Source organism: Rhizobium sp. 10N414 (assembly GCF_056394785.1).
In genome coordinates this window covers 1-18925 of record NZ_JBFTIN010000015.1, presented here as the reverse complement: position 1 = coordinate 18925, position 18925 = coordinate 1, and the positions used below count along the sequence as shown (strand labels likewise).

Here is an 18925-nt window from a genome sequence, read left to right as displayed (position 1 = left end):
CGTTAACGCCCTTCGCGCCACCACATGGCGCCAAAGGCAAGCAGCAGAATGCCGACACCGGCGAAACCGGCAAACAGCGGCAGGGTGTTGATGCCCTTCAGCACCGTTTCGTTGGTAAGGTGGATCTGCATGCGATCGTCGTCGGCAACGCGGATCTGGCCGCGAACCGGCAGGATCGGCGGGATGCTGATCGCGCCGCTGCTATCGGAAACGCGGGTGACGAGCCCCTTCGACTTGTCGGAAATCGGCTTCAACGCCTCGGTCGTCGAGATCATGGCCTTGAATTCAGGAGCATCGACTGCGCCGACATGCGCCAGCGTCGTCATGTCGCCGTTTCTGATCTCGAAAAGGCCGATCTCGTCCATCTTCTTCTCGGCCTTGAAGAGGCCCGGCTCGGCTTGCGTCAGGGGGAGAGTTTCCGTCCTTCCCGAGGGATATCGGACCGTTGCATTGCCCGGGTCGCCGCCAATGGTCTGACGCGTGATCTCCAGCGTGCGGCCGGATGCGCGTGCCGTCAGGGCCTCTTCCTCAAGGGCGGGCTCCTTCATCAGCCAGTGGGCGACGCGGCGATAGAGCGACACATGCGGGCCTCCGCCCTCGAAGCCGCGGGCCCAGAGCCAGCCCTGGTCGGAGAGCAGCATGGCGACACGCCCCTGTCCGGCGCGATTGAGAACGAGCAGCGGATGGTTGTCAGCGCCGACCATCACCGTCTGGCCCTGCGGCGGCTCCACATCGACGCTGCGGAACCAGCGGCCCCAATGCGGCGGTTCGTCAGCGGATCCATCGAGGCCGCGGGTAACGGGGTGCTTGCGGCCTTCCTCCGAAAGCCGGGGGTAGAAGGCTTTTTCGATCATCTGCCCGGTCGGCGCGGCCGGCAGCACCGACGATAGCGGCGTCAGGGCAATCGAATCCTGGCCGGCATGCTCTGGGCCGGCAGCGATCAACAGCGCGCCGCCATTTTCCACGTACTGGGCGATATAGTCGTAGTAGAGGATCGGCAGCACGCCGCGATGCTGATAGCGGTCGAAGATGATCAGGTCGAAGTCCTTGATCTTATCGACGAACAACTCGCGGGTTGGGAAGGCGATCAGCGACAGTTCGTTGATCGGTGTGCCGTCCTGCTTTTCGGGCGGGCGCAGAATGGTAAAGTGGACGAGATCCACCGAGGCATCCGACTTCAAGAGATTGCGCCAGGCGCGCTCGCCGGCATGCGGCTCGCCGGAGACGAGCAGAACGCGCAGGTTTTCGCGAATGCCGTCGATCAGGTGGACCGCGCGGTTGTTGGCGTCGGTGACTTCGCCCGGAAGATCGGCGACCGAAAATTCGAGGACGTTGCTGCCGCCGCGCTCGACCTTGAACGAAAACGGCGTGTCGCGGCCAGGCGTTGCCTGGAGCGTGGCGATCTCGTTGCCGTTGAGTTTCACCGTGACGCTTGCCGTGCCGCCGGGGCTCGGTCCGTCGTCGAAGACGCGCAGCATCAATTGCTGCTCCTCATTGACGATCCCGAAGCGCGGTGCCTTCACGACCTCGATGCGGCGGTCGAATTCGTTGGCCTTGCCCGTGATCAGGCCGTGGATCGGCGCGTCGAAGCCGAGCGCCTGATTGACGCCTGGAACGTCGTGGATTTCGCCGTCCGTCAGCATGATCGCGCCCCCGATGCGCGCGGGCGGCACGTCCGCGACAGCCGCCGAAAGCGCATTGAACAGCCGGGTCGAGGGAGCATCGGAATCTTGCGGCTCCGTCGCGTCGACGTAGCGCGGCTCGACATTGGGGAAGCGCGAGAGGCGATCCTTCAACTGCGCCAGGGCATCGTCGGTCATCTTGATGCGATCAGGCGTTTGCTGGCTCTGGCTGCGGTCAACAATGACGGGCACGACGGTCGACAGTGGGTCGCGATCTTCCTGCAGCAAGAGAGGGTTGGCGAGGGCAGCCAGCAAGGCAAGGGCCGCGATCGAACGGATCCATGCGCCGCGCACGCCGCGCCAGATGCCAAAGGCAGCGGTTGCGAGAACAATGACCGCCAGACCCGCCAGGAGCGACCAAGGAATGAAGGGTGAAAAATCAACCGTCATATCACTGTCCCAACCGTTCCAGCAGGGCGGGGACGTGGACCTGATCGGTCTTGTAGTTGCCGGTTAGCATGTACATCATGATGTTGACGCCGCTGCGGTAGGCGTATTCGCGCTGTGTCTCGTCCGGGGGGACCGTCGGCAACAACGGTACCCCATTGTCATCGACGGCCCAGGCACCGGCAAAGTCGTTGCCGGTGATGAGGATCGGGGAAACGCCGTCGGCCGTGGCCGCCGACTTGGCGTTTTCGGGACGACTTTCCTGGCGTGCTTCAATCCAGAGCGGGCTACCCGTGTAGCGGCCGGGGAAGCTTGAGAGCAGGTAGAACGATTTCGTCAGCACGTGGTCCGACGGCACCGGTTCCAGCGGCGGAATATCGAGATTGGCAAGGATTTGCTGCAAGCGCTCGCCGTTGGCGCTGACCGAGCCGCCATTGTTGTCGAGCGCGCTGAACTGATCGCGCGTATCGAAGAGCACGGTTCCGCCGGCGCGCATATAGGCATCGATCTTGTTGATTGCAGCTGCCGAGGGCATCGGCGCGGTGGCCGAGATCGGCCAATAGATGATCGGATAGAAGGTGAGCTCATCCTTGGTGAGATCCACGCCGACAGGCGGCGATGGCTCCAACGTGGTGCGGTATGTCAGGAATTCCGTCAGGCCCTCCAGCCCGCGTTCGGATATGTGGTCGACGTCCTGTTCGCCGGTGACGACATAGGCGAGGTGCGTATTGTCGAGCCGCTGGAAGATCTGATCGTCGCCGGGCTTGGAGTCGTCGGCATGCGATTGCCCCGGCTGCAGGAAGAAGGCCGCACTGACCGCCACAGCGACAAGCGCCGCTGTTCGCGCCGCCGGGCGCAGCCTCGAGAAAGCGCCGCTCATGAACATTACGATCAGGCTGTCGGCCAGCAGCAACAGGAAGGCGATCAGGAACAGCGCGGGCTTTGCCGACCAGGTTTCGCCGCCGATCAGCCCTTCGCGCACGACTGTGAGACCCGACGTATCAAGCGGCTTCAGTTCGGCATTCTTCGGCAGGATGTTCAGCGCGGTAAATCCTTCTTCGGAGCCGTAAAGGCCGGGCGGGTTGTCGAAGCTTGCGACCGGCGTGACCTTCGCGTTCGGGATCAGCGGACGCGCCGTGCCGGTTTCGGTCGTGAGTGCGCCTTTGGCGGTCAACAATCGGAAAGGCGGCAGCGCCTCGGCGGTCGATGCACCGCCGGCTTCAGCGGTAACGCCACCGGAACGCGACAACTGGACGAGGCGGCGCAGCATCTCGACAAAATTGCCCGAGATCGGCAGGTCAGACCACGTCGCTTCTGCGCTGACATGGAACAGGACGATCCTGCCTGCATTGATCGGCTTCGTCGTCACCAGCGGCGTGCCATCGGCGAGGCTCGCCCAGGTGCGCTCGGCAAGATCCGGCGTCGGCTCTGCGAGAACCTGCCGCTTGACCGTAACATCGGTCGGCTTCGGCATGCCGGCGAAGGGGCCGAAGGTTGGAAATTCGGCGAGGGGCTGCGGTTCGGCCCATGAGAGCGCGCCACCCAATGCACGCTCGCCCTGGCGCAACGTCACCGGCACCAGCGGATCGTCGGCGGGTGCCGCGGCAAGGCGCGGCCCGGCGAAGCGGACAAGTGTTCCGCCATTTGCGATCCAGCGCTGCAACGGCTCGTAGGTTTCCTGGGGTAGGCGACCGATATCCGCCATGATGATGACAGATGGATTCTGCGACAGGAGATCCGGGATCGAGGTCGCGAGATCAGGCGTGTTCGGCTCGATCAAATCGGCATAAGGCTGCAAAGCGCGCTGGATGTAATAGAGCGGCGAAAGCAGCGGTTGGAACGTGTCACCGACCTCACCTGATAGCAGAACCACGCGGCGACGCTTGAAACCGTCGTCGAGCAGATGCACGGCGCCAGCCGTCGCGTGGTTATCGATGCTGACGCGCGCGAAATCGTTGCGCATTTCAAACGGTGCGGTGATTGATCCGGTCGCGACGCTCTGACCCGGCTGGAAATCGATCGAGCCGGTCGCGATCGCGCGTCCCTGCGTGTCCTGCGCGGTGATCGGGCGCGAGGCGGCAGCGCCACTGTCGAGGCGCGTGGCGGTGACCGTCATCGCGTCGGCGGCATTGCTTGCGGACGTGATCGCAATCGTTTCGTTTGCGTCCCCTGAGATCAATCGCAATTGGGCAGGCGAGAGGTCGGAAAGCTGGCGGACGGTCGTGTCGTTCTCTCTTGCGGCGGCGCCATCCGTAAGGAAGGCGAGAGTGCCGGGATGGAGGCCGTTCAGCGCGGCGCGGAGAGCCTCGAAAGCACGCTGGCGATCCGGCACAAGCGGCTTCGGTTCTGCGGCACGCAGCTTGTCGCGGGCGACGGCTGCCGTTCCGGGGACGGCATCGTTGGTCGGGTCGGCGGTGAAGGCGATCGCCACCGGAGTACCAGCGGATTCCGCGTCGTCGATCAGGGTGTCAGCGGTCTTCACGCGGCGATCCCAATCCGGCGAGGTGGCCCAGCCGTTGTCAACAAAGAGCACGAGCGGACCGCCGGAAGCGATTGAATTGGTGCGCGGATTGAAGACCGGATCGGCGATGGCCAGGATGACTGCGGTCGCAAGCAGCATGCGCAGCAGCGTCAGCCACCAGGGACTCTGGGCAGGGGTTTCTTCCCGCTTCAGGACCGTGGCGAGAATCTTCAGAGGTGGGAAGACTTCTGTCTTCGGGCGCGGCGGCGTCAGTCTGAGAAGCCACCAGATGATCGGCAAGGCCACAAGGGCGCCGAGGATTGCGGGATAGGCAAAGGCAAAGGGGAGAGCGTTCACGCGCGTTCTCCCTGCGTCATCCTTGCGGGCATGCCCGAAAGGTACATGTGGACGGCGACCAGCGCTTCAGAGGCTAGGTGGTCTGTGCGGTGGCTGACGAAGGTCCAGCCCATGTGGCGCAGCGCCTGGCCGAGATCGTCCCGGCGGTCGAGATAGGCGCGGGTATAGGCTTCGCGAACATGCTCGGCGCGGCCGGATGTCAGCTTCGACCCTGTCTCGGGGTCGGTGAATTCGGTGCGGCCATCATACGGGAAGAGCTCCTCGGCCGGATCGGCGATCTCGATCACGTGGCCGCGCAGACCGCGCCGCGCCAAGGGGGCGATGCGCGCCATCACTGCTCGCGCGTCATCGAGAAAATCGCCAATCAAGACGAGTTCGCTCCAGCCGCGGATCATCGCCGTGTCGGGCAGCCCTCCGCTTAGCGGCGCGTGCATCAATGCCGTCGCAAGCCGTTCCGCGGCATTGCGTGCGGCAATCGGTTCCATGACGCCGGGACATCCGATGCGTTCGCCGGAACGCGCCAGGATTTCGGCAAGCGCCAGCATGATGACGAGCGCGCGGCCTTCCTTGGAGGCGTTTCCGAAGGTCGACTTGTACATCATCGAGGGAGACATGTCGGCCCAGAGCCAGATCGTATGGGCTGCTTCCCACTCGCGGTCGCGGATGTAGGTATGGTCGTCGCGCGCCGAACGGCGCCAATCGATGCGGGATAGACTTTCGCCCTCGGTATAGGGACGGAACTGCCAGAAATTCTCGCCGATGCCGCGCTTGCGGCGACCGTGCCAGCCGGCGATCACCGTGTTGGCGATCCGCTTGGCCTCGACCAGACAATCCGGCACAAGGCTCGCCCGCTGCCTTGCGCGAGCGAGGGCGTCATTGCCCGAGGTCGGATTGACGATCTGTCCGATGGGTGCCACGCAGACGCTTCCTTATCCCTTGGCCTGCTTGACCAGCCCTTCGATGACATCGCGAACCGACATGCCTTCCGCGCGGGCCGCAAATGTCAGCGCCATGCGGTGCTGCAGCACCGGTTCCGCGAGGGCATGGACGTCGTCAATAGACGGCGCCAGGCGGCCTTCGTAGAGGGCACGGGCGCGGGCGCAAAGCATCATGGCTTGGCCGGCGCGCGGACCAGGGCCCCAGGCGACGTTCTTGTCGGTCGCGGCATTTCCCTGACCCGGACGGGCCGAGCGAACAAGCGCGAGGATGGCGTCGACAACCTTGTCGCTGACCGGCATCTGGCGAATGAGCGTTTGGATTTCGACGAGGCGCTCCGCGTTCAGGATCGCTTGCGGCGTCGTTTCGCTGATCCCGGTCGTCTCGAGCAGGATCTGTCGCTCGGCGGCGAGCTCCGGATAGTGGACGTCTACCTGGAGAAGGAAGCGGTCGAGCTGCGCCTCGGGCAAGGGATAGGTGCCTTCCTGCTCCAGCGGGTTCTGGGTGGCCAGGACGTGGAAGGGCGCGGGCAGATCGTAGCGGTGGCCGGCAACGGTGATGTGGTATTCCTGCATGGACTGCAGCAGGGCCGATTGCGTGCGCGGCGACGCGCGGTTGATTTCGTCGGCCATGAGGAGTTGGGCGAACACCGGACCCTTGACGAAACGGAAGGAACGGCGGCCGCTGTCATCTTGGTCCATCACTTCGGAGCCCAAGATATCGGAAGGCATCAGATCCGGTGTGAACTGAATGCGGTTGGAGGCGAGGCCAAGCACTTCGCCGAGGGTAGTAACGAGTTTGGTCTTGGCAAGGCCCGGCACACCGACCAGCAGGGCATGGCCGCCCGAAAGAACCGCGAGGAGAGTGTTCTCGACGACGCTTTCCTGGCCGAAGATCACCTTCGAGACTTCACCCCGCACGGCGGCAATATCTGCAAGGGCCTTCTCGGCCGCGGCGATGATCGCCTTTTCATCGAGGGGGGCTTCGGTCTTCATCATACCCATAAGGCATCTCCAGCGGGTGATCTCATTCGTCGCGAATCGGCAGACTTACACGCAAGCGTCATACCAGATAGAGTTATGGAGATGTTGCGGGCTGACAAGTTCGTTCCGAATGACTATCTCGTGACCTTCTTGAGTTAAAGACAAACCGGGACAGAAGAATGGCAGCCGAAGAGATCAAGGCGACAACAGACGCGGCCGGTCTTGCTGCGATGATTTCGCGCGCCGCCGGCGATGCAGGGGCCAAAGCCCGAGGCCTTCCGCCCGTCGACAAGTGGAATCCGCCGTTCTGCGGCGATATCGACATGGAAATCCGAACGGACGGAACATGGTTCTACATGGGAACGCCGATCGGCCGGGCGCCGCTCGTCAGGTTGTTCTCCACGGTCCTGCGCAAGGACGAAGATGAGAAGACCTACCTTGTAACCCCCGTCGAACGGGTTGGTATCCGGGTTGTCGATGCGCCGTTCGTCGCCGTTGAAATGAATGCCGGAGAAAGGGATGGCGAGCCGCTGCTAACTTTCCGGACCAATGTCGGTGACGTGGTCGAGGCTGGGCCGGAGCATCCGCTGCGTTTTGTAGTTCATGGCGAAAACAGCGAGCTGAAGCCCTATCTTCATGTTCGCGGGCGGCTGGAGGCGCTGGTTTCGCGACCGATCATGTACGAACTCGTCGAGCTCGGCGAACGCCTTGAAGTCGACGGTAAGACGATGTTCTGTCTGCGCTCCGGCGGTGTGACCTTTCCTGTCATGCCGGCGGAAGAACTGGATGCACTCTCCCGATGAACAATGTTTTGACCGAAAACCGTTCGCTCTATTCAGCGGCTGAATTCCGCCGTCGCGCTCTTCACCAGAGCGGTGGTCCGGTGGATCTCTCCTGGCGTGATCACGGCGATCACATTCTCAACCCCGATATCGTCACGCAGGTGGAGACCTTCAAACTTCGCGATGCCGCGGTGCTGGTGCCTGTTATCGACGATGGTGACGATGCGCATGTGATTTTCACGCAGCGCACGGCGACGCTGCGCAAGCATTCCGGACAGATCGCGTTCCCGGGTGGAAAGATTGACGCCATCGACGGCTCCGCCGAAAAGGCCGCAATCCGGGAAACCGAAGAGGAGATCGGCATCGACGGCTCCTTTGTCGAGACCGTGGCGCGGCTTCCGAACTATCTGGCGTCGACCGGCTTCCGTATAACGCCAGTGCTCGCCGTTGTTCGGCGCGGCTTCGAATTGAAACTCAACCCCACCGAGGTGGATGACGTGTTCGAAGTACCACTGTCCTTTCTCATGAACCCGGCCAACCACAGCCGCGACAGGCGCGTGCTTGACGGTCTCGAACGACAATTCTACCGGATGCCCTATGAAAGCCGGATGATCTGGGGCATTACCGCCGGCATCGTTCGCACCCTCTATGAAAGGCTCTATGCATGACCAACCTTGGCAACGAGGCATGGTTCAAGGATCCGGCTCTGACGCGTGTTTTTGCGTTGCTCAACTCTGATGGAGAAGGGCGCGTCGTCGGTGGGGCGGTCCGCAACAGCCTCATGGGGCTTCCGGTCAGTGACATTGATGTCGCCACGACCCTTACGCCGGAGCAGGTCATCGAGCGGGCGGTTGCCGCTGGGATCAAGGCTGTGCCGACCGGCGTGGCGCACGGCACTGTGACCCTCGTCATCGATGGCAAGCCGTTCGAAGTCACGACGCTGAGGGCAGACGTGGAAACCGATGGGCGGCGTGCAAAGGTAGCCTTCAGCTCCGATTGGCGGACAGACGCGGAACGCCGCGACCTCACGATCAACGCGCTCTATGTCGACGCCAAAGGCGATGTGATCGACCTGGTCGGTGGTCTCGCCGATATCGAGAAGCGCAATATCCGCTTCATTGGGGACGCGGCGACGCGTGTTGCCGAGGACTATCTGCGTGTCCTGCGATTTTTCCGGTTCTTCGCCTACTATGGCTCCGGTCGCCCGGATGCTGATGGGTTGAGAGCCTGCGCATCGGCTCGCGCCAAGCTGAAGACGCTTTCAGCCGAAAGGGTCTGGTCGGAACTGCGCAAGCTACTCAGCGCCGAAGATCCCGGACGGGCACTTCTGTGGATGCGACAGGTCGGCGTGCTCAGCGAAATCCTGCCAGAGACTGAGAAATGGGGGATCGACACCATTCCGACATTGATCGGTACGGAGAAAACGCTTGCCTGGAAGCCAGATCCGCTTCTGCGTCTTGCTGCCATCATTCCGCCCGATGCCGATCGGCTGGAGAAGATGGCGGCGCGCCTCAAGCTGGCCAATGCCGAGGCCGCCTGGTTCAAGGCATGGGCCAAGGCGCCTGTTATCAATGATGAATTGTCCTCGGCCGCCCTTTCACGACTGCTTTATCGGCACGGCGCCGACGGCATCAATACCCGCTTGAAACTTGCGCTGGCAACAGCACGCGGCAAGGCGGAAGGTGACACACAGGAGATGGCTCGCTCGGCAAGGCTCGGCAAGCTGCTCGAACTGGCGGAAAACTGGAAGAAACCGCAATTCCCGATCAATGGCGGCGACGTCATGGCTGCCGGTGTCCCGACCGGGAAGCAGGTCGGCGAGACGCTGTCGGTCTTGGAAGACGCCTGGATCGAGGAAAACTTCATACCGGACCGGGCGGCGTTGCTCGCCCGGCTGAAGGATCTGGTGGGGTAGTTTAGGCCGCTGTCGCCTCGTTGCGGATGCGGGCCTTGATGTTTTCTACCATGTTTTCGCGGATCACGGTCTCGCCGTGGGCGTTGCGCATATGTTCGACAACGCGACGGACGATTTCGGCATCGTCATTCGCGCGGGTATGCCAGTCGCATCCAGGAACGAGCGTTCCGCATTCGAAGAGTCTCATTCTTTTCCTCCTTCGGTTTCATGCGATTGCGCGATGCTGCAATGGCTGAATGCTCGAGGGGTAAGAAGGTTCCGGCCGGCGCGAAGGACCGGCCGGTTCGTCATTTTCTCGTTATTCGGGCATCGCCCAGGATCTAAAGCAATCTGTCGCCGCCTTGTTGTCCGGACGCTTTGCCAGACGGTCCAGTTCTTCCGGTGTCTTGCCGCCTGCCAGCTGGAGCTTCACTTGTTCCACAAAGCAGGAAAGGGGAAGGTCGGAGCCGCTTTTCGCCCGCAGCCGTTCTGCAATCCGGCTCAAAAATTCGGGTGCATCCATAGATGGGGGTTGCTCTGGCGCACCCGCCGATGCCGCAGAGCTACTTTGTACCGTCATGACAATCCTCCTCCGATTGTTACGCGTACATGCACAGAGTTAGTGGTCCAGTCTCCGAATTTAAGCCCTTCAGACGTCTTTTTTGTCTGATCACGGCCAACGGACAAGAGGGGGCAACGATGAGAGAATGGACTCGACGTTTCCTCCTGTCTTGAGGCCAAAGATTGTACCTCGATCATAGAGTAAATTGAACTCAACATAGCGCCCACGGCGAATCAATTGTTCGTCACGATCCGCGTCTGTCCACGGCTTATTGAAGTTGGTGCGAACAATGCGTGGATAAACCATGGCGAAAGCCCGTCCGACGTCGCGGGTGAAGGCGAAATCGGCGTCCCATCCGCCGGCTTCCTCGCCGGAATGCAGCCAGTCATAGAAGATGCCGCCGATGCCGCGCGCTTCGTTGCGGTGCTTGAGGAAGAAATACTCCTCGCACCATTTCTTGTAGGCGGAGTAATCGGCGACGCCCGAGTGGCTGCGGCAGGCGATCTCCATCGCCTTGTGAAACAGCTGGCTGTCCTCATCTTCCTGCGTACGGCGGCGGTCGAGCACTGGCGTCAGGTCGGCGCCGCCGCCGAACCAGCGGCTCGAGGTTACGACCATGCGCGTGTTCATGTGAACGGCCGGTACGTTGGGGTTGACCGGATGGGCGATCAGCGAGATGCCAGAGGCCCAGAAACGCGGATCTTCCTTGGCGCCGGGCATCTGGGCGCGCAGATCAGGCGCGAATTCGCCATAGACGGTGGATGTATGCACGCCAACCTTCTCGAAAACGCGGCCATGCATCATCGACATGCGGCCGCCGCCACCGGCGCCATTTTCGCGCGTCCATTCCTTCGCCACGAAGAGGCCGGGTTCTCTATCGGAGAGTGGGCCCGAGAGTTCGTCTTCGAGCGCTTCGAATGAGGCGCAGATAGTATCGCGAAGACTTTCAAACCAGGCGCGGGCGACTGACTTCTTCTCTTCGATATCGTCCGGCAGGCCGATCGGAAGTTCGGGTCGTTCCATTTCATCTCTCTCCGAGCGGGTCGCTATCGACTCGCGCTTTCGTCTTTGCTGCTCTGATAGCAGGTAGGGCAGGGTCCTGCCAGCAGAGGCGATGCCTGAGGGCTCCTCAGATTCGACTCGCAAAAGGCGGCTTTCGATACTACCTTTTTGTCACAGAGGTAGGCTCATGACGAAAATCCCTGGACCTCCGTCGTTCGACGGTCTCAAGCGACGGATTGCTTCCCACCGGGCGGAAGGCACACCCCGGAAGAACGATCGTTTCGTGCGACAAACCTATTGCCTCAATCTGCTCGACGCGCGCGCCAAGGCGCGCGAATGGTTCGACGAGTATCCCAAGGCCGCGTACTGGACGGAAGTCGAGAGTTGGCGCCAGTTGGAAGGCGACCAGATCGAATTCACCATGCGCCGGCTGCCGTCCGCCGATTGATCGGTCTACTCGGCCGCACCCTTCAACCTGCTTTCGATGAGCAGGCCGCTTTCGTCGAGGATGGGGTGGGCGACGGAGACGATGTGGGCGTTGATGCGCTTTAGGTCGCGCAGCATGTCGAGGTGCAGCGAGCTTGTCTGCAGGCTGTCGGCACGACCGTCGCGCAGGCGCTCCAGATGCCGCTCCGACGATTGCTTCTCCATCCGGCGAACCTCGACCTTCACCTCCATCAACTGCCTGGCGAGATTGAAGTCGCCGGTGACGAGGATCGTCTGGGCAATGCGCAGATTGTCGATCGTCAGGTGGAAGAGCTTGCGCAGCTCCTCATAGCCTTCCTGCGAGAATTTCAAGCCGAGCGAAACCTTCTTCGTCACCTGCGGCATCAGCCCCTTCTCGATGATGTCGCCGATGTGTTCGAGATTGATGGCGTAGTCGATGATCACGATCGAGCGACGCCCGTCCTCTTCGCTGAGCCCGGCATGGCCGAGCTTGGAGAGATAGATCTTCACCTCCTGCTGCAGGCTGTCGACCCGCTTTTCCAGCGACGGGATTTCCTTGAGTTTCGTCAGGTTGTTGGCCTCGAAGGCATCCGAGGCGCGCATCAGCATGCGTTCGATCAGGTCACCGACGCCGAGCACCTCCCTTGTCGCACTGGCCAGCGCCACGACCGGTGTCGCCAGCTCCTGCTGGTCGAGATAGCGTGGTCCGCCCTCCGCCTGGGCCTCTTCCGGCACCAGCCTGAGCATCAGCCGTGACAGGGGGCGGGAGAACGGCCAGGCGAGCGCAGCCAGCATCAGGTTGAAGCCGAGATGGGCGTCGACCGGCAGTTTTGCCGGCGTCAGCGGCAGCGTTCCAAGCAGGTCGGCGCCGTAGCCTGCGAGCGGCAATGCGATCAGGCAGCCGATGGCGCGTACGATCAGATTGCCGAGCGTGACGCGCCTGGCGGCTGCCGGACCGGCAAGCGAGGCGATCACCGGCGGAATGGCGCCGCCGAGATTGGCGCCGAGCACCAGAACGATGATCAGCCCTGCTGACAGGATGCCCGTCGAGGCCAGCGAGAGAATGAGGACGACGGCGGCAAGGCTCGACGACGAGATGAAGGCGATGACTGCGGAAAAGGCGAGTGCGACCGGCCAGGCATTGTCGAGCAGGGCAATGAAGGCGCCGAGCGCCGGCGACTGCCGCATCGGTTCGGTGGCGCTGCTCAAAAGATGCAGCGACAACAGCATCAGGCCGATGCCGATCAGTGCGGTGCCGCCACCCTGGCGCGACGACGAGCCGCTGCGATGCAGCACCATGCCGGCAAGGATCACCAGTGGTGACAGCCACGCGATGCCGGTGGCGACGATCCAGGCGGTCACCGCGGTTCCGACATTGGCGCCGAGCAGGACGATCTGCGCCATGCGCGGCTTCACCAGCTCGCGCTCGACGAAGGAGGCGACCATCAGCGCGGTTGCCGTCGAACTCTGCAGCGCAACCGTCGCAAAGAAGCCCGAGACGAACGAGCACAGGCCGCTGCGCGTGCCGGTGGCAAGGCCGGTGCGCAACCGCGCCCCAAACGCACGCGACACGCCGTCTTTCACCTGGGCCAGGCCGAACAGCAGCAGCGCTACCGCGCCGAACAGGTTGATCATGACGATCGTCGATTCCATGCTGCCGTTTCTTTGCCTCTTATGCGGGAAGGGTGTTCCTATTCGAATATAGGTTCTCAAGTGTTTGAAAATATGGCGTTACGCGCGCAATTTTTATTGCTCGGCTAAAAACTATACGCTGCTTGGGGAAATTCACAACGTCGTTCGCGACATATTTTGAAGCGGTATCGTCGTCGAGGTCGCGAAGGTCGGAAATCAGCGCCAGACGGTCTGCCGCATGGCTTCTCCGACGATCATCGCAGCCGAGACGGCGACGTTTATCGAGCGTTGGCCTTCCACCATGGGAACGAGGATCCGGGCGTCGGCTGCCGCGTGGACATGATCAGGGACGCCGGCGCTCTCGCGGCCGAAAAGAAGGATGTCGTCGTCACGGAATGCGAAGTCGGTATAGCGGTCGGACGACTTGGTGGACGCCAGCACCAAACGCCGACCGGTAGCCTTTCGCCAGTCCTCGAAGCGATCCCAATTGACATGGCGGGTGAGGGCGGCTGCGGCGATATAGTCCATGCCTGCCCGTTTGAGGTTGCGGTCGGATATGTCGAAACCAGCAGGCTCGATAATGTCGACAGCGAAGCCAAGACAGGCGGCGAGACGCAGGATGGTTCCCGTATTGCCGGGTATGTCAGGCTGATAGAGCGCTAGTCTGAGGATCGCCATGGTTTAGGCCGTATTCTTCGGTTTTCGTCGAAGGACGCCTATTGCAACTGTGATTTCAGCGCAATAGGGCGCGTTTTGGCCGATAATTGTTCAATTTCCGGCCGGTCGGGGCTGGAAATTCTGCTTGATTCGCGTTAAGGGTGCACATCTTTTAATCGCCAGAAGGGAGCGCCAAGATGGAAATATTGCCGCGTATGCGCTCTCGATGCGTGACCCCGCGAGTGGCGACCTGGCACGCGTAGTGCCATTTCTCTCCTGAGTTCCCATTTCTAACCTTTGCGCGGCCGTTATGGCCTCGTCCCGTGAACGTCCGGTTCCCATATGAGCTCTCAAGCGCCGTTTTGCGCGAGCCGGGGAGGCTGGACCGATCAGGTTTCGGAGCATTTTCATGTTTGGCTGGTTCGAGCAGCGACTTAATCCTTTCCCGACCGAGGAGCCGGTTGCTCCTCCGAAGGGTCTTTTTGCATTTTGCTGGCACTACACGAAGCCGGCAGCACCGTGGCTCGCCATCATGGCAGTGCTGACGGCGCTGATCGCCGTCGGCGAGGTGGCGCTCTTCCAGTTCCTCGGTGATATCGTGGACTGGCTGACTAAAGCCGACAAGGCGACATTTCTGGAGTCGGAATGGCCGAGGTTGGCATGGATGGGATCGTTGATCCTCATCGGCCTGCCGCTGGCGGCGGGGCTGGATTCACTCATCATGCATCAGGTGCTACTCGGCAACTATCCGATGATCGCACGCTGGCAGATGCACCGTTTCCTCCTGCGTCACAGCATGACCTTTTTCGCCAACGAATTCGCCGGACGCGTTGCGACGAAGGTGATGCAGACGTCGCTTGCGGTTCGCGAAACGACGATGAAGATCCTCGATGTCTTCGTCTATGTCGTCACCTACTTCCTGTCGATGATCATTGTGATCGCTGCTGCCGACTGGCGGCTGATGATACCGATCCTCGTTTGGCTCGCTGTCTATATCGGAATCGTGTCCTACTTCGTGCCGCGGCTTCGCAAGATCGCGGCACAGCAGGCGGATGCGCGCTCTATGATGACGGGGCGGGTGGTCGACAGCTACACGAACATCGCGACGGTGAAGCTGTTCTCGCATGCCGGCCGCGAAGAGACCTATGCGCGTAGCGGCATGGAGGAGTTCCTCGAAACTGTCCACGCGCAGATGCGTCGCGTCACGTTGTTTCATATATCCGTCTATATGAACAACTGCGTGGCGTTGTTCGTGGTGTCCGGCCTGTCCATCTGGTTCTGGCTGAACGGACAGATCTCGGTCGGTGCCATTGCTATTGCGATCGGTCTTGCCATGCGTGTCAACGGCATGTCGCAGTGGATCATGTGGGAAGTCTCGGCGCTGTTCGAGAACATCGGCACGGTCTATGACGGCATGGAGATGATGACGAAGAAGCATGACATCGTCGACAAGCCGAACGCGCCGCAGTTGTCAGCGAGGAAGGGTGCAATCCACTACGAGCGCATCCGCTTCCACTATGGCAAGGGCAAAGGTGTCATCGACAATCTCTCCCTAGACATCAAGGCGGGTGAGAAGGTCGGCCTGGTCGGTCGCTCCGGTGCCGGCAAGACGACGCTGATGAACCTGTTGCTGCGCTTCTACGATCTGGAGGCCGGCCGCATCACGATCGATGGGCAGGACATCTCGGGCGTGTCCCAGGAAAGCCTGCGTGAACTGATCGGCGTCGTGACGCAGGATACGTCCCTGCTGCACCGGTCGATCCGCGACAATATCGCCTATGGCCGCCCGGACGCGACCGACGCCCAGGTGATCGAAGCCGCCAGGCGTGCGAATGCCTGGGACTTCATCGAAGGGCTTGTCGACATGCAGGGCCGCACAGGGCTCGACGCGCAGGTAGGCGAACGCGGCGTGAAGCTCTCCGGCGGCCAGCGTCAGCGCGTCGCGATCGCCCGCGTCTTCCTGAAGGACGCGCCGATCCTGGTGCTCGACGAGGCGACATCGGCGCTCGACTCCGAGGTCGAGGCGGCAATTCAGGAAAACCTATTTGCGCTGATGGAAGGCAAGACGGTGATTGCGATCGCGCATCGCCTGTCGACCCTGACCGAGATGGACCGTCTGATCGTGCTCGACAAGGGCAGGATCATCGAGGCCGGCGCACACGCAGAGCTGGTCCAGCAGGGCGGTATTTACGCTGACCTGTGGAACCGTCAGTCCGGCGGCTTCTTGGCCGATCACTCGGAAGAGGCGGAAGAGGCGGCCGAATAGAAAGAAGCCCTCCCTGCGGATGCGGGGGGCTTCTCTTTTCGTGTCCATGGATGTGGTGTCAGAGGCTGTCTGCCCAGTCTTTCACCCGGTTTCCTTCGACAAGCATGCTATTGGTCGACACAAGCGTACGCAATGCGAACAGACGTCGCTCTTCCTCGCGATCGACCCACGTAGAGATCGCCTCGGCGATTGCCTCGTCGTAGGACATTTCCAACTGTTCAACGATTGCATCAAGTCGTTCCGCAAGGGGYAGCGGAATACTCGACAATACTGTCTTCCTTGCTTGCATTGCGGCCGTCTCCCGTAAAAATCCATTGTACCTCGAGATTGTGACGAGGTCAGTCTCATTCAACAACGATGCCGTTGTTGTTACCGATTGTTACGAAAATATAAGGTTGCGCCCTGGGGCCGTTGCTTTCCCGCCCTGGCTAATAAGCCTATATCGCATTTATGCTGATAAAACGACTCCTTCGTGTCTTTGAAAATTGGATTAATCCCTTTGCGCCGCGGGAAAACATTCAGCCCCCGCGTTCCACGCTTGGATTCATCTGGTTCTATATCGGGCAGGCGAAGACGCCCTTCGTCGCGATGCTCGTGCTCGGCGGGATGTCGGCGGCAATCGAGGCGGCGCTCTTCTGGTTCGTCGGCCGGCTTGTCGATATCCTCGCGACGATCACGCCGGCCGCAGGCTGGAGCGGCCTTCTTGCCGCGCACGGCGCCGAACTCTTCGGTATGCTCGTCCTTATCGGCATCGTCCGCTTTGTCGTCGCGCTGTTGATTGCGCTCGTCGATCAGCAGGTGATCACGCCCGGCTTCTATAACCTCGCGCGCTGGCAATCCTACCTGCATGTTTCGAGGCAATCGCTCTCGTTCTTTCAAAGCGATTTCTCCGGCCGCGTCGTCACCAAGGTCTGGTCGGCGGGCCAGGCCACGGGCGATCTGGTGACGTTGCTGATGGAGAGCGTCTGGTTCGTCGGCATCTATGCGGCGACAACGCTGGTGCTCGTCGCGCGGCTGGATCTCTCGCTTGCCGTGGTCGTGCTCTGCTGGCTCGGCGTGTTCGGCGTTCTCGCGCGTTATTTCGTGCCCCGCATCCGATTGCATTCCCGGGAAACGGCGGAAGCGGCGTCGATGATCAACGGGCGCATGGTGGACGCCTACAGCAACATCCAGACACTGAAGCTGTTTGCGCGTGACGAAGAGAGCGACCGCTACATGCGGCAAGGCTTCGACTTCTATCAGCACACTGTCCTGCGGTTCACGCGCTTCATCACCGGGGTACGCGCCTCGATGGCACTGCTTTCGGGCATCATGATCGTTACGATGGCCGGACTGAGCGTTCATCTTTGGCTGGCGGGGCTCATCAGTTCCGGCGCGGTCGCCTTCTCGCTGGCGCTTGTGCTGCGCCTCAACTTCCTTCTCGGCCGGCTGATGACCCAGTTCAACGGCATCATGCGCAACCTCGGCACGATCCAGAATGCTGCCGAGCTGATCTCGCAGCCGCTTGGACTGGTCGATCGCCCCGGTGCCCGCGACCTTACTATTCGACAGCCCGGCATCCGCTTCGAGAACGTCTCTTTCCACTACGGCAGACCAGATGGCGTTATCGACAACTTCTCGCTCACGATCGAGCCGGGGGAGAAGGTCGGCATCGTCGGGCGCTCGGGCGCCGGCAAGTCGACACTGGTCAACCTCCTGCTGCGGCTCTACGACCTCGAAGGTGGACGGATCTTGATCGACGGCCAGGACATTGCGTCCGTCACGCAGGAAACCCTGCGCATGCAGATAGGCGTTGTCAGCCAGGATACGTCGCTCCTGCATCGTTCCGTCCGGGACAATATCTTGTTTGGGCGCCCTGATGCGGGCGAGGCGCGGTTGGTCGAAGCGGCTCGGCGCGCGGAAGCGCTTGGCTTCATCGAACGCCTGCAGGACCAGAATGGCCGCAGGGGTTTCGACGCGCACGTCGGGGAGCGTGGCGTGAAGCTTTCCGGCGGTCAGCGCCAGCGTATCGCGATTGCGCGCGTCATGCTGAAGGATGCGCCGATCCTCGTTCTCGACGAAGCAACATCGGCGCTGGATTCCGAGGTGGAAGAGGCGATCCAATCCAATCTGATCGGCCTCATGCAAGGCAAGACGGTGCTTGCCATCGCGCATCGGCTCTCGACCATCGCCGCCCTCGACCGATTGATCGTCGTCGACGAGGGTGGGATTATCGAAGAGGGGACGCACGAAGCTCTGCTGAAACAGGGTGGTCTCTATGCCGAACTCTGGGCACGGCAATCCGGTGGGTTCATCGCAACCGATGTCGAGCCGCCACCGCCCGGTTCAAAGGCACACCGTAAACTCGGCGACGAGGCCAAAGTCGTCTGAGATGCAGTGTTGCCTTCGGTCCACTGGAATGGTTTCAGCCGTAGTGGCCGGTCGGCGGGAACGCCGTCGACGCTGGTCCCGAAGGCTCGAGTTGGTGCAATGCGCAGCTGTGGCAAGCATGTGATTGTCTTCGAAAATCATCTGAAAATTCCCGCGACATTGTGCCCACATGGCCTTGCCAAGGCTGGACATAATTTGCGATCAAGCTTAGAACGCGCCGGATTGGTGGGGAATCTATGGTCGAATTGTGTCGCGACAGATTCGCCGCCGCGAGGAGCAGGGGCGGAGTTCCGCAAAATTTGCGTAGAGGATGGTTATAAGCCGTGAGCGAACACGAAACGACAGGCGAGATCACGGGCGAGCCGACTCGCCGTGATTTCCTTTATCTCACCACAGGCATGGCGGGGGCGGTTGGGGCCGTTGCGGTTGCATGGCCGTTTATCGACCAGATGCGTCCGGATGCTTCGACGTTGGCGCTGGCCTCGATCGAGGTTGACGTTTCCAGCC

The 18925-nt window shown here is 61.5% G+C and carries 17 protein-coding genes; 7 read left to right on the top strand and 10 right to left on the bottom strand.

The features are described 5' to 3' along the window. Positions 1 to 2: 2 nt before the first annotated feature. From AC1DE4_RS15500 to AC1DE4_RS15485, 4 genes are read right to left on the bottom strand one after another with little or no spacing between them, the layout of a single operon-like run. Positions 3 to 2072 (bottom strand): membrane protein, encoded by a 2070-nt coding sequence (locus AC1DE4_RS15500; protein ID WP_018857601.1) that lies wholly within the window; start codon positions 2070 to 2072, stop codon positions 3 to 5. Between the two features lies 1 nt (position 2073). Continuing rightward, entirely contained in the window at positions 2074 to 4887 is a 2814-nt protein-coding gene (locus AC1DE4_RS15495) for a DUF4159 domain-containing protein (RefSeq protein WP_025660396.1), read from the bottom strand. Beyond that, positions 4884 to 5804 (bottom strand): DUF58 domain-containing protein, encoded by a 921-nt coding sequence (locus AC1DE4_RS15490; protein WP_018857603.1) that lies wholly within the window; start codon positions 5802 to 5804, stop codon positions 4884 to 4886. The genes AC1DE4_RS15495 and AC1DE4_RS15490 overlap by 4 nt, the downstream gene beginning before the upstream one ends. 12 nt (positions 5805 to 5816) lie before the next feature. Then, a complete protein-coding gene (locus AC1DE4_RS15485) occupies positions 5817 to 6827 on the bottom strand; it encodes an AAA family ATPase (protein WP_025660395.1) in 1011 nt (336 codons plus the stop codon). Positions 6828 to 6985: 158 nt separating this feature from the next. Between AC1DE4_RS15485 and AC1DE4_RS15480 the strand changes: the two genes are divergently transcribed. The 3 genes from AC1DE4_RS15480 to AC1DE4_RS15470 are packed head-to-tail and all read left to right on the top strand — an operon-like array spanning position 6986 to position 9503. After that, complete coding sequence (locus AC1DE4_RS15480; protein ID WP_025660394.1) at positions 6986 to 7609, top strand: DUF1285 domain-containing protein; 624 nt, start codon at positions 6986 to 6988, stop codon at positions 7607 to 7609. Continuing rightward, a complete protein-coding gene (locus AC1DE4_RS15475) occupies positions 7606 to 8256 on the top strand; it encodes a CoA pyrophosphatase (RefSeq protein ID WP_018857606.1) in 651 nt (216 codons plus the stop codon). The genes AC1DE4_RS15480 and AC1DE4_RS15475 overlap by 4 nt, the downstream gene beginning before the upstream one ends. Beyond that, positions 8253 to 9503, top strand: coding sequence for a CCA tRNA nucleotidyltransferase (locus tag AC1DE4_RS15470; RefSeq protein WP_025660393.1), 1251 nt, complete (start codon positions 8253 to 8255; stop codon positions 9501 to 9503). Before AC1DE4_RS15475 ends, AC1DE4_RS15470 begins: the two co-directional genes overlap by 4 nt. A gap of 1 nt (position 9504) precedes the next feature. Here the strand turns inward: AC1DE4_RS15470 and AC1DE4_RS15465 are convergent, their stop codons facing one another. The 3 genes from AC1DE4_RS15465 to hemF form a co-directional block, all read right to left on the bottom strand. Next, a complete protein-coding gene (locus AC1DE4_RS15465; RefSeq protein ID WP_018857608.1) occupies positions 9505 to 9690 on the bottom strand; it encodes a DUF1059 domain-containing protein in 186 nt (61 codons plus the stop codon). A 111-nt stretch (positions 9691 to 9801) separates the two neighbouring features. Next, positions 9802 to 10062 (bottom strand): hypothetical protein, encoded by a 261-nt coding sequence (locus tag AC1DE4_RS15460; protein WP_025660392.1) that lies wholly within the window; start codon positions 10060 to 10062, stop codon positions 9802 to 9804. A 90-nt stretch (positions 10063 to 10152) separates the two neighbouring features. Further along, complete coding sequence (gene hemF, locus AC1DE4_RS15455; RefSeq protein WP_025660391.1) at positions 10153 to 11067, bottom strand: oxygen-dependent coproporphyrinogen oxidase; 915 nt, start codon at positions 11065 to 11067, stop codon at positions 10153 to 10155. A gap of 166 nt (positions 11068 to 11233) precedes the next feature. Between hemF and AC1DE4_RS15450 the strand changes: the two genes are divergently transcribed. Then, positions 11234 to 11494 carry a hypothetical protein gene (locus AC1DE4_RS15450; RefSeq protein WP_025660390.1) on the top strand — a complete coding sequence of 87 codons (261 nt, stop codon included), beginning with the start codon at positions 11234 to 11236 and terminating at the stop codon, positions 11492 to 11494. Between the two features lie 5 nt (positions 11495 to 11499). Here the strand turns inward: AC1DE4_RS15450 and AC1DE4_RS15445 are convergent, their stop codons facing one another. Beyond that, on the bottom strand, positions 11500 to 13146 hold the full coding sequence (locus AC1DE4_RS15445; RefSeq protein WP_025660389.1) for a Na/Pi cotransporter family protein: 1647 nt from the start codon (positions 13144 to 13146) through the stop codon (positions 11500 to 11502). A gap of 195 nt (positions 13147 to 13341) precedes the next feature. Then, positions 13342 to 13803, bottom strand: coding sequence for a tRNA (cytidine(34)-2'-O)-methyltransferase (locus AC1DE4_RS15440; RefSeq protein ID WP_018857613.1), 462 nt, complete (start codon positions 13801 to 13803; stop codon positions 13342 to 13344). A gap of 388 nt (positions 13804 to 14191) precedes the next feature. Between AC1DE4_RS15440 and AC1DE4_RS15435 the strand changes: the two genes are divergently transcribed. Continuing rightward, positions 14192 to 16048: an ABC transporter ATP-binding protein gene (locus tag AC1DE4_RS15435; protein WP_025660388.1), complete on the top strand. Its 1857-nt coding sequence runs from the start codon at positions 14192 to 14194 to the stop codon at positions 16046 to 16048. Between the two features lie 58 nt (positions 16049 to 16106). Here the strand turns inward: AC1DE4_RS15435 and AC1DE4_RS15430 are convergent, their stop codons facing one another. After that, positions 16107 to 16316, bottom strand: a complete 210-nt coding sequence (locus tag AC1DE4_RS15430) for a ribbon-helix-helix domain-containing protein (protein ID WP_018857615.1) — start codon at positions 16314 to 16316, stop codon at positions 16107 to 16109. Between the two features lie 182 nt (positions 16317 to 16498). Between AC1DE4_RS15430 and AC1DE4_RS15425 the strand changes: the two genes are divergently transcribed. Further along, positions 16499 to 18418, top strand: coding sequence for an ABC transporter ATP-binding protein (locus tag AC1DE4_RS15425; RefSeq protein WP_477881986.1), 1920 nt, complete (start codon positions 16499 to 16501; stop codon positions 18416 to 18418). Positions 18419 to 18741: 323 nt separating this feature from the next. Next, on the top strand, positions 18742 to 18925 hold a 184-nt coding region (locus AC1DE4_RS15420; protein ID WP_477817943.1), incomplete at its 3' end, for a ubiquinol-cytochrome c reductase iron-sulfur subunit N-terminal domain-containing protein.

What these genes read in the sequence shown, in the direction of transcription:
- AC1DE4_RS15500 (WP_018857601.1), bottom strand. Translation starts at nt 2,072, where the DNA reads ATGACGGTTGATTTTTCACCCTTCATTCCTTGGTCGCTCCTGGCGGGT.
- AC1DE4_RS15480 (WP_025660394.1), top strand. Translation starts at nt 6,986, where the DNA reads ATGGCAGCCGAAGAGATCAAGGCGACAACAGACGCGGCCGGTCTTGCT.
- AC1DE4_RS15470 (WP_025660393.1), top strand. Translation starts at nt 8,253, where the DNA reads ATGACCAACCTTGGCAACGAGGCATGGTTCAAGGATCCGGCTCTGACG.
- AC1DE4_RS15425 (WP_477881986.1), top strand. Translation starts at nt 16,499, where the DNA reads ATGCTGATAAAACGACTCCTTCGTGTCTTTGAAAATTGGATTAATCCC.
- hemF (WP_025660391.1), bottom strand. Translation starts at nt 11,067, where the DNA reads ATGGAACGACCCGAACTTCCGATCGGCCTGCCGGACGATATCGAAGAG.
- AC1DE4_RS15460 (WP_025660392.1), bottom strand. Translation starts at nt 10,062, where the DNA reads ATGACGGTACAAAGTAGCTCTGCGGCATCGGCGGGTGCGCCAGAGCAA.
- AC1DE4_RS15465 (WP_018857608.1), bottom strand. Translation starts at nt 9,690, where the DNA reads ATGAGACTCTTCGAATGCGGAACGCTCGTTCCTGGATGCGACTGGCAT.
- AC1DE4_RS15440 (WP_018857613.1), bottom strand. Translation starts at nt 13,803, where the DNA reads ATGGCGATCCTCAGACTAGCGCTCTATCAGCCTGACATACCCGGCAAT.
- AC1DE4_RS15475 (WP_018857606.1), top strand. Translation starts at nt 7,606, where the DNA reads ATGAACAATGTTTTGACCGAAAACCGTTCGCTCTATTCAGCGGCTGAA.
- AC1DE4_RS15445 (WP_025660389.1), bottom strand. Translation starts at nt 13,146, where the DNA reads ATGGAATCGACGATCGTCATGATCAACCTGTTCGGCGCGGTAGCGCTG.
- AC1DE4_RS15485 (WP_025660395.1), bottom strand. Translation starts at nt 6,827, where the DNA reads ATGGGTATGATGAAGACCGAAGCCCCCCTCGATGAAAAGGCGATCATC.
- AC1DE4_RS15435 (WP_025660388.1), top strand. Translation starts at nt 14,192, where the DNA reads ATGTTTGGCTGGTTCGAGCAGCGACTTAATCCTTTCCCGACCGAGGAG.
- AC1DE4_RS15450 (WP_025660390.1), top strand. Translation starts at nt 11,234, where the DNA reads ATGACGAAAATCCCTGGACCTCCGTCGTTCGACGGTCTCAAGCGACGG.